The sequence below is a fragment of the Hymenobacter volaticus genome, assembly GCF_022921055.1.
GTDB classification, from domain to species: Bacteria; Bacteroidota; Bacteroidia; order Cytophagales; family Hymenobacteraceae; genus Hymenobacter; species Hymenobacter volaticus.
The window spans coordinates 3,947,587-3,960,981 of sequence record NZ_CP095061.1; the positions used below are offsets into that span (position 1 = coordinate 3,947,587).

Consider the following 13,395-nt stretch of genomic DNA (forward strand, 5'->3'; position numbering starts at 1 on the left):
ATGTACAAATGTCTATTCTCATGGCAACCGACAACAAAAAGCCCCAGCTGCTTCTGCAACCGGGGCTTTTAGTATATAGGAATGTGATGCCTATATCTCGTCGAGCAGGTATAGGATGATCAGTACTAAACCAATAATGGCCACGATAGCACCTAAGACATAAATCAGCCCGATGCCGGTGGCAGCACCTAGAATTTCGATCAGCAAACCAGCCAACAGCAAAATAACACCTTGCCGGAGCTTGCCTTCAAGACGGTTTGCACCCGCTGCTTCGCTATTCTTTTTGATTTTAACTTTTGCGGTAGCCTTGTCTACCTGCTTCAGCACCTTGGCAACTGCTAACCGTTGTACCAAATTTAACTTGCGTGGTGCTGGCGTAGCAGCCGTTTCAACTGTCTTTGCCTTCGCTGGAGTTGCTGCAACTGGAGCTTTCGTGCGGGTAGTTGCAGGGCTAGTTACAGCTGGAGCCGCTACTACCGCGTTTTCAGCTGGTGCTTCAACGGCTGGTGCCTCGGTAGCAACTACTTTTTCGTTAGCAACTGCTGGTGCTGGAACGGTTTTGGTAGTGCCATAAGTAGCGTGGTAAGGCGTTGTCTTTGGCAACATAGCATACTCAGCGCGGTTGCAACTGCTGATACTCAGCGCTACAGCGGCAATAGCCGTCAATTTGGGAAGGATGTTGAAAAGGTGCTTCATAGGAAAGAAAGAATGTTTGAATGGTCGAAGAACGCAAATTTTACGCATCAGACTAAAAACAGGCGAAAAAAATAACACTAATGTTTCCTCAGCCTAACAGTAGTTGAGGCGTTAAAGCAGGCCGAACGCTTCTGCTAGTTAGGATGTTTACTTAAACACGATTTACTTGCACTCGTGCTTATGTCTCACTCTTCTTTCTTCCGGACAGTTACACTTTCTGTCTTTTTGCTTCCAGCAGCTTGCACTCAAACTCCGATGGAAAGCTCCGCGGATATGGTTGCAGAACACCGAGTTTCAACCGACCAAGCTGATCAAGTCGAGGCGCCAGCCGACACCAGCGGTTACCGCTCAGCCCCGCCCCAAGACCCTAACGGCATTGGCAAATATTACCAGGGTCGTCAGATTGCGCATGTCATGGGCCATGAAGGTGCCGAGTGGCTGGAACGCGGCGACCGGCAGGAAGAAGAACGGACTGATGTGTTGCTGCGCGAGCTAAAGCTGAAACCTACCGACGTAGTGGCTGATATAGGTGCTGGTACGGGCTATTTCAGTTTTCGTATTAGTCCCTTGGTGCCGCGGGGCAAGGTATTGGCCGTGGACATACAGCCCGAGATGATTAAATACTTGAGCGACCACAAAGCAACCAACAAAGCGCAGAATGTACAGCCGATATTGGGTACGGTGCAGGATCCAAACCTGCCGGCTGGCAGCGTTGACATGGTGCTCATTGTAGATGCCTACCACGAGTTTGATCATCCGCGCGAAATGATGCGCGCAATTCGTAATTCATTGCGACCTACTGGGCGAGTGGCGCTAGTAGAGTACCGTGGCGAAGACCCCAATGTGCCCATTAAGCGCATTCATAAGATGACCGAAGCCCAAGCCCGCAAGGAAATGGAGGCCTTGGGAATGGTGTTCGTGGAAAACATTAAGAGCTTGCCCCAACAACATTTACTGATTTTTCGGAAGTCGTGAGGTTAGGTCTTGCGCCCTCTTCTAGCACAATAAGCTCTTACTCAAATACGGTCTGCTGTGTAGCAGACCGTATTTGTTTTAGGTATTGCGAAGAATCCGCAGCTCCTTACTGATCTGGCTACTTTCGTAATCTACCTTTGTGGCTATGCCCATTCCTGCTGCTGATCCACGCCTGCTTTCCATCCAAGATTATACCTATACGCTCCCCGTGGAGCGCATTGCGCCTGAGCCGCTGCCCGACCGAGACCACTCGCGGCTGCTCGTGTACCGCGGCGGCCACATCACCGACCAAATTTTCCGCAGCTTACCTACAGAGCTGCCTACGGACACGCTATTGGTATTTAATGACACCAAAGTGGTACAGGCCCGATTGTTTTGTCGCAAACCAAGCGGTGGACAAATCGAGTTATTCTGCTTGGAGCCAGTAGCGCCGCACAGCGCTATCGAGCTAGCTATGCAGCAAACCGAGGAATGCGTATGGAAATGCTTGGTAGGGAACGGCAAGCGCTGGAAAAGTGGGCTCGTTTCGCTGGACTTTACTGCCCGAGGCCAAGCAGCAACGCTTACCGCCGAACGAGTGGAGGCCGCCGAGGGCTATTCTCTTATTAGATTTAGGTGGAACCCGGCTAGCCTCCCATTTGCAGAAGTGCTGCGCGGCGCTGGCCATCTGCCCCTCCCCCCTACCTCAATCGAGAAGATACGGAGGCCGATGCAGTCCGCTACCAAACAGTATATGCCACGCATGAGGGTGCGGTAGCGGCTCCTACTGCCGGTCTGCATTTCTCGGATGCAGTAGTTGCTGACCTTGCTGCACGAGGCATAACCACAGCCCGCGTGACCCTCCACGTAGGAGCAGGCACTTTTCAGCCCGTAAAAGCCGCCCACATGGCCGACCACGCTATGCACGGCGAGCCATTTGTGGTGCAGGCAGAGGTATTGCGCCAACTGCTGGCTCACCGTCCGCGGCCATTGATTGCAGTGGGCACTACCAGCCTGCGCACTCTTGAAAGTTTGTATTGGCTCGGAGTGCAAGCTGCCGATGGCCAGCTTTCAACTGATACATTGCCCCATGTAGCCCAGTGGCAGCCCTACACGCCCGGCTCCGAACTTCCTACTGCAGATGCTTTGCAGGCTCTCCTTGAGTATCTGGAGGCACAGCAATTGGCAGCCCTACATGCGACTACGCAACTGCTGATTGCGCCTGGCTATCAGTTTCGCATGATACAAGGGTTGGTAACCAACTTCCACCAGCCCGAAAGCACTCTGCTTCTGCTGGTAGCCGCCCTGCTTGGCCCCGACTGGCGCCGCGTGTATGAGCATGCTTTGGCAAACGGGTACCGGTTCCTGAGCTACGGCGACAGTTCATTGCTGCTTCCTAGCGCATTATAGAGGCGAATCTTAGTAGGCAAACAAATTAGTGAGGGGGCTATTTTTCTCATGCATTCTTCATGGGTGAGAAGCTAGATTTCTTCTGTCAATTTTGACAGCCTCATCTAACTCTATTTCCAGAAGCCATGAAAAAGGTAAGCCTGCTCCTAGTTGCTGTAGCCTGCGCCGCTACTGCATTCGCTCAAAACGAAGTGAAAACCACTTCGAAGAACGAAGCCACTGGAGCCAAGACGGAGAAGAAGACGGAGACGCGTGAGAACGGCACCGCCAAAACCACTACCATGCACAAAACCGGCCGCACCACCGCTGGCGAGAAAGTGCACAAAGCCCACATGAAGGCGAAGAAAGCCGCATAGCTACAGCTCAGTATAACAGCCCGCAAACCCCTTGGACGTTTCAGCCCAAGGGGTTTTGGTTGAAAAAGCGGGCTACTGCAACCTATTTCACTGGACTCGTATAAGGACCGGAGTTCAGATAACCAACTCCTCCCCAAATCATGAAAAAGATCCTAATGTTGCTCGCGGCTGTAGCTTTCTCCACCGCAGCCTTCGCCCAGGGCGATAAAGTAGTAGTTAAAGACGACGCCACCGGTGCTAAGACCACTGCCACAGTACGCGACAATGGCACGGTAAAAACTGAATCGCGCACAGGCCGTACGAAAGCCGGTGAGAAAGTGCACAACACCAAAGAAGACGTAAAGGATGCCGGTCAAAAAACCGGTAAAGTCGTGAAAAAAGGTGCCCAGAAAACTGGCAAAGCTGTGAAGAAAGGCGCTAAGGCTGTAGAAACTAAAGCCAAAGACGTAGTTGACTAGAACTACGAGTTCCACTGGAGGCCGAGACATTCAGGTTTCAGTGGTAAACTGAAGATCTACAACACAAAACAAAAAGGCTTGCCAATTGGCAAGCCTTTTTGTTTTGCTTAAGAATAAGATTTCTTCCTTGGAAGCCGCAGTTTACTGCCCTACAAAGAACAGCGCGTTGCCGAATAGCAGTTTGCCGCCCTGCCAGAATCCGCGGAAAAGTGGGTTGTCGGCTAGGTAGATGACTTGACCGCGGCCCATATCTTGAGCACCAAGTACAAAGGTATCGGTGAGTTTGCGGCGTGCTTTGCGTCCCGCGAATCCCGCGGCGTAATTGTCGCGCTTCAATACACCCACGTTCCAGCCGCCTTCTCCTAGAAAGCGGTAGTTGAGGGTATCGCGCACTAGGGCGTAGTAGGTTGGGCCGTAGCCGAAAGCTAGCGGGTGGGTGTTGTCGAGCTGCACACGGTAGACGCTACCTTGTACTCGCTCCCCAATTTGCTCTCGTTCGGCGCTGGCATAGGGGCGCAGCAAGCGGTAAGGACTGGCTTTCTTGTTGGCAGCCGAATCGGCGGGCTTGGCTTTCAACAGAAAGTCTTTCTTGCCGGAGAGAAAAGCCGCTGCCCCTTCTAGCGCAATAAGCCGGCCACCGCTCCGTACCCACGCTTTCAACGCTTCGAGGCTCCGCTCAGGGTATATATCCTCGTAGTTACCGTCAGGCAGAATCAATACATCAAACTTACTTAACGGCACCGAGCCAAGGTAATCAGCTCCAAGCACGGTAACAGGGTAGCCAATCTGCTGCTCAAAGAAGTGCCACACTTCCCCAAATGCCGAAGGCGAAACACCTTCTCCGGTAACTACTGCAATATTGGGCTTGCCGATGCTGCGAACATAGCCCGAACCTAGATCTGCTCCGGAAGTCGAGAAACCTGACTTCACTGCTTGCACGAGTACCCCGACAGAATCAGCCTGGGCACGGATTAATTGGTCGAAGCGGGCGCCGAGAGCCTCGTTGCCGGTGCGCGTAATAACGAGTGTGCCCGGCTGGTACTTCTGCCCCTCCGACTCGAAGGGCCGACTGGCCACCCGCACCTTCACCCGCTGCTGCAACAGCCGACTCAGAAACCGTATATCCTGTAAGTTATTCCAGCGTGCTACGTAGGCATAAGGCTTGTCAACAGTTGGCTGTTGGTTGACAACACCCGGGCTCTGCTTGCTTGCTGCTTGCGCGTTATCGGCTGTTACTTTCTCTCGCAGAGCATACGCTTTCAGACCGAAGGAGTATGGCAGAGCCCACGCTGTGATGTCATAGGTAAGTGAGTCCTCTAGCGCCGGGCGGGGCTCGAACAGCACCTTAACCAACGTTGACTTCGGCTGGTACATGCTTACCACTATGTCCTTGGCTTCCACTTGCACGCCTTCTTCCTTGCCCGAGACGTAGTTGAAACCACGAGTGCGCAGCCGGCGCGGCGCATAGCCGTACTGAATCTGCTGACGCTCCAAATAGTCGGTGAAGGCCCGTAGCTGACCAGGGTCGCCGGCTCCGGCCACTACAAACGCCTTATAAGGACCACGAGGCTTGGTGCGAGCGTTATCGAAATACTTCTGATACTCGGTTAGTAGCTCGTCATGCCGCTCGGCTGCTGCCCGGATGGTGGCCAGGCTGGTGGCGTGATGGTGCGAAATGCGCTGGGCCAGCGTCAGAGTGTCGCCGTCGGATTTGGCGTACTGAATACCGGCCCGGCCCGAACCACCCTGCTCGTAAGTCATGCCAATAGCGCCGTTGAACGACGGATAGGTGTCACCGTAGCTCGGGTAGAACAAGTCGTAGGTTTCGCGGGTGAAGTAGAGCCAGTTGTTTTTATCGAACACTTGCCGGTTGTAGTCACCGATGGTGTTTTGAAACTTGCGCTGAAAGTCGGTTATGTCCTCGTGGTAGGGCTTGGCTGCGGGCGAGAAATAATAGGGGTCGTCAGGACCCATTTCGTGGAAGTCGGCGTGGACCTGGGGTAGCCACTGGTTGTAGAGCGTGAGGCGCTGCCGGCTTTCTTGCTGGGTTTGCCACGCCCAGTCGCGGTTCAAATCGAAATAATAATGGTTGTAACGGCCACCGGGCCAAGGCTCGTGGTGCTCCCAGGCGTAGGGCGAGGCGTTGGGCATGGAAGCGCGGGTACGGTTGTACCATTGCACGTACCGCTCCCGCCCGTCGGGGTTCACGCAGGGGTCAAGCAGCACAACTGTGTTCTGCAGCCACTCCTGGGTCTGCGTATTCTTTGGATCAGCTAAGTCGTAAAGCACCTGCATCACCGCCTCCGACGACACGGCTTCGTTACCGTGAATATTGTAGCTGAGCCACACAATAGCGGGCTGTTGCCGCTGCTTAGTGCCGCTTTCAAGTCCAGCGAGGCGCAGGTTGTTGCGCCGGATTTCGTCGAGGCGGCTTAGGTTGTCGGGCGTAGCCACTTGCACCACTTCCAGCCGACGGTTTTCATAGGTCTGCCCATAGTCTTGACGCTTCATCCGTCCTGGTGAATGGGCTACCACGTGGTCCACGTAGCGTAGTAGTTCGGAGTGAGGCGTGAAGCGGTTACCGAGCGGGTAACCCAGAAACTGGCTAGGTGTAAGGAGTGGCCCGGCTTCGTTGGCAGTGGCTGAAACCTGCTGTGCAACGCCCGGTAGATAAGTCAGCGGAAGCAGCAAGAGCAGTACCAGCGCCCGAAGACGGCTGGCAACTGCTGACCAATACAGTTCAAACATTAGTGGAAGGTAAAGTGAAAAAGTTGGAGCAAGCAAAGAAGTATGCGGTGCAAATAAGGCAGATGCAGCCGACAATAGCGTGTAAAAAGCCCGTCGGTTTAAACCAACGGGCTTCTAAAAACTATCAGGCTGTTGTGTCGCTACTTTAGAAACGTGGGACGTTGCTGTAGTCAAACAAAGTATCCTCTTCTTCTTTTTCGCGCACTTGATATAGCACGCTTTCCGCTACGCCCCGTCCAAATAAGCTCACGCCCGCATTGAATACACACAAAGCAACGGTGCCAGCTACCACCCAATTGGTCGTAGGTTCGCCCCGTTCCTTTTTTGCGGACGCCCATTGCACTAGGCAGGAGCCCAAGCCGATGACCATTAGCCCGCTTGGGGCAAACAACAACCATTTTTTCTTGTGGGTCATGATAGGAAAAGAATAGAATAGGTGAGAGTGCAGAGTGGAATTGTCACCAAGACAACGAGCGAAGATAACCCAGAACTGCTTCTGCACCGCATCCGCATCCGTTGTTTCCAATCGTACCTTTGCCGCACGGAGTTGCAGGCCTTCTCCGTTTAGTCTGGATTTTCCGCCAATATATAGCTACGACTGTTACCGGTCGACCGATCTGTTTCTTTTTTCTCTCGCATGTCTGCCTACCAAGAACTGCTACGCACTGCCTTTAGCCGCGTGGCCGAACCCAACCGCTACCTTTCCGCCGCTACCCTAGCTGCCTACACCGATTTCGAGCGTGCCAATAAAGCGGAGTTACCCTTTCGCTTCGAGCGAGTGCGCTTGGGCGTAGCCATGAGTTTGCTGCAATTACTGGCAGACCTCGGCGACCATGATGAAAGCCGGCAAGTTCTCGCGGTGCTACATCGTGCCCTCGGCGCCCGTTCTACCTCCGAAATCGACTCTATCATTCAGAAAGACGCCAAGCTTTTCGACAAGTTTTACACCAACCTCTATGTCAACGAGGAAGGCGAGCAGCTACTGCACCTTTTCGAACGCACTCTCGATGCTGATACCAAGCCCCTCATGGACGAAGTTATTCATGAAGCATTGGCGTTGATTCCCGAGTTGGACTTCAATCACGATGAAGAAGATGAAGATTAGGTTTTGCCCGTGACCATCTCCCCAATAAAGCCAGCTTTTCCCTCCAAAGGAAGCTGGCTTTTTCGTGTTTTCAAAAGCAAGAATAGTTGGCAAAACAGTACCTTTTTAGCAGTTTTTGATGTTGTACTTACATACCATAAGCTGCGCACTGGTATGACTACCACTGCTGGCTATGCTCCCCTTTTTCAATCTATATGACTCTCCTTTTTTTGGGCCTGCTGCTACTCCTAGTGGGCTTTAATGCTGGCAAGATTTCCCTGTCGCTGGAACGGTCGCGGGGTGTGTTGTTGCTGGGTGGTACCCTACTGGCCGTGCTTGGATTAGCGCTGAGCGCCGTGGTGCAGATCGAGCCCGGCGAAGTGGGGGTGCAAACGCTGTTCGGCAGCATTCAACCGCGGATTCTAAACAGTGGCTTGAATGTGGTGAACCCCTTGGTTAACGTGACGGAATTCGACACTCGCACCCAAAACTATACTATGTCGGCTCAGCACGACGAAGGCCAGCAAGTCGGCGACGATGCCATTCGGGTGCTATCCGCCGACGGGCTGGAGGTTGTTATTGATCTGACGGTGCTCTACCGCGTGCAGCCCGACAAAGCGCCACAGATCCTAAAAACCATCGGCGAGCAGTACCAAGTTGCGGTCGTTCGGCCCATCACTCGTACCCGCATCCGCGACAACGCCGTTTACTTTGATGCGGTGGCCCTCTACTCTACCCGCCGCGACGAGTTTCAAACTCGCATTTTCAACAGTATAGAGAAGGATTTTAAACAGCGCGGCTTACAGCTTGAGCAACTTCTGATTCGTAATATTCAGTTGCCAGCTTCGGTCAAGCGCAGCATCGAAAGCAAGATTTCGGCCGAGCAGGAAGCACAGAAAATGCAGTTTGTGCTTCAGAAAGAGCGTCAAGAAGCAGACCGTAAGCGTGTAGAAGCCCAAGGCATTGCCGACTACCAGAAAATCATCAATGCCGAACTAAGCGACAAGCTGCTGCAATACGAATCGATCAAAGCCAACCAGGCTATTGCTACCTCGGCTAACAGCAAGGTTATCATCATGGGCCAAGGTCGCGGTGCTACGCCACAAGTGCTACTGAGCGACAAGTAAAGCGTGTCATATAAGAATAAAAAAGCCGCTTCAGAGTCTGAAGCGGCTTTTTCGTTTATAAGCAGGTTGAGTTTAGTAGCCTGGGTTCTGCACTAAGGCGCTGTTAAGGTTGATTTCATGAATTGGAATAGGGAAGACAAGCAATGGGCTGTTCGAAGGCAAAGTGCCTACTGCCAATTGCCGACGACGCAAATCATGAATGCGGAAGCCTTCGAAAGCTAGTTCCAGCTGACGCTCCCGCAGCACATTGTCTATTGTGATGCTGGTAAGCGGGCTCAAACCGGCCCGGTCCCGAATGATGTTTACGTCTTCGAGAGGGGCAGCCCCGATGCGGGTGCCTAACTCTAAATTAGCTTCGGCACGGGTCAGATACATTTCGGCTAGCCGTATCACAGGAATATTCTGTCCGAAGTTATTCCACTTACTAGTGCGAATACGGCCAGCACGACCGCCTTGATCCTCTACAAAGAGCAAATCTGCAGCAGGACCGCGCAAATCGGCAGCTTCGTAAAGATTCAGATAGGGAGCTAGTACAGCTACATCGCCACGACTGAACTCAGAAGGGCCGAAGAAAGTAGCTAACCCGTCGTTGCTTGAACCCGCATTATATTGGTCGTTCTGCTGAATCTCGAATAAGGATTCCGATGAATTACGGGTTCGGAACGGGCCTGTTACCGTAGCCGTCAAATCTGCTCCGCTATTTTCAATAACGTCGTTGGCTAAGTCACGGGCCATTGCAAAGTTGCTTTGCTGCAGGTATACACGAGCCAGCAGAGCTTTAGCAGAGTACTTGTTTGCTCGGCCACTTCCACTGGTATTTTCTTCGGGCAACAATTCTTCAGCGGCGCGCAAATCTTGAATCACTTGTGCGTACACCTCCCCTACCGTGGACCGGGGCACTGGCTGAGATGCTTGTTCAGCAGTTTTGTTAGGATTTAGCGTTATAGGTACGCCCAGGTTGCTGGCTCCAGCTTGGTAGGGCAGCCCGTAGAGACGCACTAATTCAAAAAAGAGTGCACCCCGAATAAAGCGAGCCTCTCCTTCATACTGCTGCTTTAAATCGGCATCGGTTACCACAGAGAGGGCTTCCAGAATTAGATTAGCAAAGTTGATGGTCTGGTATGACTGCTGCCACGTGCGGTTAGCTTCCGCATTGTTGTTAACTATTTGCCGCTGAAAGATGTCGCGGTAGCTCGTGAAAGTGCCTTGCCAGAGTACATAGTTGTCAGGAGCAAGCAGTTCGGGTAGAAGCAGAAAGTTGGTGCCATACAATGCTGGATTGTCGAGCTTGGCATAAGCACCGACAACGGCGCTTTCTACTTTTGCCGGTGAGTTGAGGGCAGTAGCAGCATCTACGGCTAGTTGGGGTTCTACGTCCAGTTGCTTATCGCAGGCAGCTAAACCCAGCGTGAGGAGCAGCCCCAGAGTAGCAGTGCGACCAAAGGAAAATATAGTCATCTTGAGAAATCGTTTTACTGATTAAAAGCCCAGGTTCAAGCCGAACAGAACAGTACGCGCCAGTGGCGGCGTGTAGAAGTCGTGGCCCAGAATGTAGTTGCCACTCTGTACACCAGCAGCAGTGTTGCCTCCCACATATCCTGTATTTACTTCTGGGTCGTAGCCTTTGTAGTTCGTGATGGTAGCTAAGTTCTGCCCAGTTACGTAGAAGCGGGCTGACTGCATGAGCGCTTTCTTAGCCCATACTGTAGGAAGTGTGTAGCTCAGCGTTACCGACTTTATGCGGAAAAACGAACCATTCTCAATCCAGCGCGACGAAGTTTGGGTGCCGTTTGCATCACTGTAACGCGCTTGTGGCACGTTCGTGATGTCGCCCGGATTCTGCCAGCGGTTCAGCTGATCCGTGGTTTGGTTGTCGAAGTAGTCAGCGTTTACTGACTGATACACCCCGGCAATGTTGTAGATGTCGTTGCCATAAGTGAATTGCGTGAGGGCGTTCAACTCAAAGCCCTTGTAAGAAACGGTGTTGCTGAAACCGCCTGTGGATTTCGGATTTGGGTTGCCGAGCTTTTGCACAGCCCCTTGCGCATATACATTGGTTGTACTACCATCGGCAGTATAAAACAGTGCATCACCGTTGGTAGGATCTACACCAGCGTATTTCACGCCGTAGAACACACCAATTGGTTCTCCTACTCGTACTCGACTCAGGTTACGACCTCCAGAAATGATTTCCTGCCCGTTCAAGTCCGTGACTTTGTTGCGGTTGAAGGAAATATTGAAGTTGGTAGTCCACCTTACTGCCTTATCGAGGTTAACAGTGTTCAGCGAGAGCTCCAAACCCCGGTTACGCATCTTGCCTAGGTTCTCATAGATGTTGTCGTAGCCCCCAGTGTATAACAGTTGGCGAGCCAGTAGCAGGTCGCTGGTTTTCTTCTCGTATATATCTACTTCACCGGAGATGCGGTTCTTAAGCACTCCAAATTCCAGCCCAATATCAGCTTGAGCAGTATTCTCCCAGGTCAGGAAGTTGTTGCCGAGTTGGGTGGGCCGGATGCCGGCTTGGTCGGCATAAGGAATAGCCTCGTACAGACCCCGAGAAGCATAGTTGGTGATTTCGGCGTTGCCTGTTAGGCCATAGGACCCGCGCAGCTTCACCAAACTCACAATGCTATTGTCTTTAAGGAAATCTTCGTTGGATATAACCCAACCGAGCGAACCAGCAGGGAACACGCCAGTGCGTTTGTCGCGGCCGAAACGCGACGATTTATCGGCCCGAAGGCTACCCGACACCAGATACTTCTCACGGAAGTTGTAGTTCACACGACCGAAGTACGATAGGAACACATACTCGCTTAGCTGTGAGTCGCCATCCGTAATCTTGGCTGCACTGGTAATCTTGCGAAACTCGTCGTTAGGAAATGTTTGCCCTTCTGAAGATACCGATTTTTGATTGTAGCGCTGAAACGAGAAACCGGCCAGTGCTTCAACAGCGTGGTCTTCGTTGAAGCTTCGCGCATACGTAGCTGTATTGTTGGTGGTGTAGTTCACCACGTTGCCTTGGCTTTCGAAAGCATAGCCCCGGCGCCCCCGACCAGTTTCGGTTTCAATACCCCGATACAACTCCTCATTGATATTAAGGAAGTCGCCACCTACTTCAGTGCGCAAAGTCAACGCCTTGATAGGGTTGAAAGACAAGAAGGCCGAGCTAATCGAACGGTAATTACCCGACCGGTTGGTAGAACTCAGTTCCGCTAGGTTGTTGTAATATAGCGTACCGGAATTCACCTTCCCGTCAGGCAAATATTTGGCTTGCAGCGGTGGCAAAGCATTCAGCTGCACCGGATTGGCGAAATCGTTGTCATCCGCCACCCGATCATTTACCGATCGTACGAGCGATATGTTCACGCCTACCTTCAGCTTGTCGCTAATGCTATGATCGAGATTGGCGCGAAAGCTACCCCGACGATAGCGGTTGCCGATGATAATACCTTTCTGGTCGTTGAAGGTAGTACTGATGTAGAAGCGCGTTTTGGCATCGCCTCCATTCACGTTGAAATCGTACTGTGCTACCGAGCCTTTGCGGAAAGCAGCACCAGCCCAATCGGTATCTATCTCAGAATTGTAATCGAGGCCGCCTTCTTCATCAAACACTTCTGCTACATCAGGATTAGCACCATAGTTGCGGAAGATATAACCGCCGCGGAAACCCGTGGCTGGATCGGCTACTCGGGCGGCGCTGTTTAGAATAGACTCGCTGAACAGCTCTTTGTATTGAGCTGAGTTCAGGAATTTACGAGTGCGGGTTGCTTTGCTAGTACCCCAATAAGCACCTACGTTCACACGGGTTTGGCCTTGCTTACCTTTTCTGGTAGTTACAAGTACCACACCATTAGACGCTCGGGAACCGTAAATGGCCGACGAAGCGGCATCCTTCAGAATCGAAATACTCTCAATATCATTGGGGTTGATATCAGCCAGTGGATTGCTGGATTCGCCGAACGCTACCCCGTGTCATTGGACGTGACGGGAATGCCATCAATTACATACAAAGGCTGATTGGATGCCGTCACCGAAGAGGCGCCCCGGACCCGAATCTGAACTCCAGCTCCTAATTTGCCGGAGCCTTGGTTGATTTGAACCCCAGGAGTGCGGCCCTGGATAGCCTGCTCGAAGCTAACAGTAGGCACGTTCTGCACAGCACTTCCCGCAATTTGCGTTACGGCACCAGTCACCTCAGATTTAGCTTGAGAGCCGTAGCCGATAACTACTGCTTCACTAAGCGCTACTGCATCTTCTTTCAGCGTCACGGCCACCGTTGACCGGTCGCCAACTACCACTTTTTGCGTGGTGAAACCTACAGAGCTGACCACTAATGTGGCACTAGGCTGTACCGTCAAGGAGAAGGCCCCGTCCGGACCGGTGCTAGTACCGTTGGTGGTACCCTGCTCCAGTATAGTTACTCCCGGAATTCCAGCACCATCGGCACCCGTTATCCGGCCAGTAATGGCTCGAGTTTGGGCCCAGGCTGGCGCGGCCGCTGCAACGGTGCATACCAAAGGGATGAATAATTTTTTCTTCATTCAGTTTAACCCCTAAAGGCT

11 protein-coding genes and 1 pseudogene are annotated in these 13,395 nt (G+C 52.4%); 6 read left to right on the top strand and 6 right to left on the bottom strand.

Annotated features, from left to right (window positions below; all coding sequences use genetic code 11):
* Positions 1–90 precede the first annotated feature (90 nt).
* The gene (locus MUN86_RS17130; RefSeq protein ID WP_245119268.1) at positions 91–696 is read right to left on the bottom strand and encodes a hypothetical protein; all 606 of its coding nucleotides are present in this window, start codon (positions 694–696) and stop codon (positions 91–93) included.
* 273 nt (positions 697–969) lie between these two features.
* Here MUN86_RS17130 and MUN86_RS17135 point away from each other — a divergent pair, with 273 nt between their 5' ends.
* The 4 genes and pseudogenes from MUN86_RS17135 (at position 970) to MUN86_RS17150 (ending at position 3,874) form a co-directional block, all read left to right on the top strand.
* A complete protein-coding gene (locus MUN86_RS17135; protein ID WP_245119269.1) occupies positions 970–1,671 on the top strand; it encodes a class I SAM-dependent methyltransferase in 702 nt (233 codons plus the stop codon).
* 145 nt (positions 1,672–1,816) lie between these two features.
* Positions 1,817–3,060, top strand: a pseudogene (locus tag MUN86_RS17140) (S-adenosylmethionine:tRNA ribosyltransferase-isomerase).
* Between the two features lie 125 nt (positions 3,061–3,185).
* On the top strand, positions 3,186–3,416 hold the full coding sequence (locus tag MUN86_RS17145; protein ID WP_245119270.1) for a hypothetical protein: 231 nt from the start codon (positions 3,186–3,188) through the stop codon (positions 3,414–3,416).
* Between the two features lie 140 nt (positions 3,417–3,556).
* A complete protein-coding gene (locus MUN86_RS17150) occupies positions 3,557–3,874 on the top strand; it encodes a hypothetical protein (RefSeq protein ID WP_245119271.1) in 318 nt (105 codons plus the stop codon).
* A 141-nt stretch (positions 3,875–4,015) separates the two neighbouring features.
* Here the strand turns inward: MUN86_RS17150 and MUN86_RS17155 are convergent, their stop codons facing one another.
* Positions 4,016–6,622: a M14 family metallopeptidase gene (locus MUN86_RS17155; protein WP_245119272.1), complete on the bottom strand. Its 2,607-nt coding sequence runs from the start codon at positions 6,620–6,622 to the stop codon at positions 4,016–4,018.
* Positions 6,623–6,767: 145 nt separating this feature from the next.
* Positions 6,768–7,037 (bottom strand): hypothetical protein, encoded by a 270-nt coding sequence (locus tag MUN86_RS17160; RefSeq protein ID WP_245119273.1) that lies wholly within the window; start codon positions 7,035–7,037, stop codon positions 6,768–6,770.
* A gap of 222 nt (positions 7,038–7,259) precedes the next feature.
* On the opposite strand from MUN86_RS17160, the gene MUN86_RS17165 reads away from it, so the two are divergent.
* Both MUN86_RS17165 and MUN86_RS17170 read left to right on the top strand, forming a co-directional pair.
* Positions 7,260–7,727 (top strand): hypothetical protein, encoded by a 468-nt coding sequence (locus MUN86_RS17165; RefSeq protein ID WP_245119274.1) that lies wholly within the window; start codon positions 7,260–7,262, stop codon positions 7,725–7,727.
* A gap of 194 nt (positions 7,728–7,921) precedes the next feature.
* Positions 7,922–8,833, top strand: a complete 912-nt coding sequence (locus MUN86_RS17170; RefSeq protein ID WP_245119275.1) for a prohibitin family protein — start codon at positions 7,922–7,924, stop codon at positions 8,831–8,833.
* Between the two features lie 72 nt (positions 8,834–8,905).
* Here MUN86_RS17170 and MUN86_RS17175 read toward each other — a convergent pair whose 3' ends face one another.
* Genes MUN86_RS17175 through MUN86_RS17185 form a run of 3 tightly spaced genes read right to left on the bottom strand, consistent with a single transcriptional unit; the run spans position 8,906 to position 13,374 of the window.
* Positions 8,906–10,291, bottom strand: coding sequence for a RagB/SusD family nutrient uptake outer membrane protein (locus tag MUN86_RS17175; RefSeq protein ID WP_245119276.1), 1,386 nt, complete (start codon positions 10,289–10,291; stop codon positions 8,906–8,908).
* 21 nt (positions 10,292–10,312) lie between these two features.
* Positions 10,313–12,772, bottom strand: a complete 2,460-nt coding sequence (locus MUN86_RS17180) for a SusC/RagA family TonB-linked outer membrane protein (RefSeq protein ID WP_311182109.1) — start codon at positions 12,770–12,772, stop codon at positions 10,313–10,315.
* Positions 12,773–12,795: 23 nt separating this feature from the next.
* Complete coding sequence (locus MUN86_RS17185; protein WP_280640532.1) at positions 12,796–13,374, bottom strand: carboxypeptidase-like regulatory domain-containing protein; 579 nt, start codon at positions 13,372–13,374, stop codon at positions 12,796–12,798.
* Between the last annotated feature and the right edge of the window lie 21 nt (positions 13,375–13,395).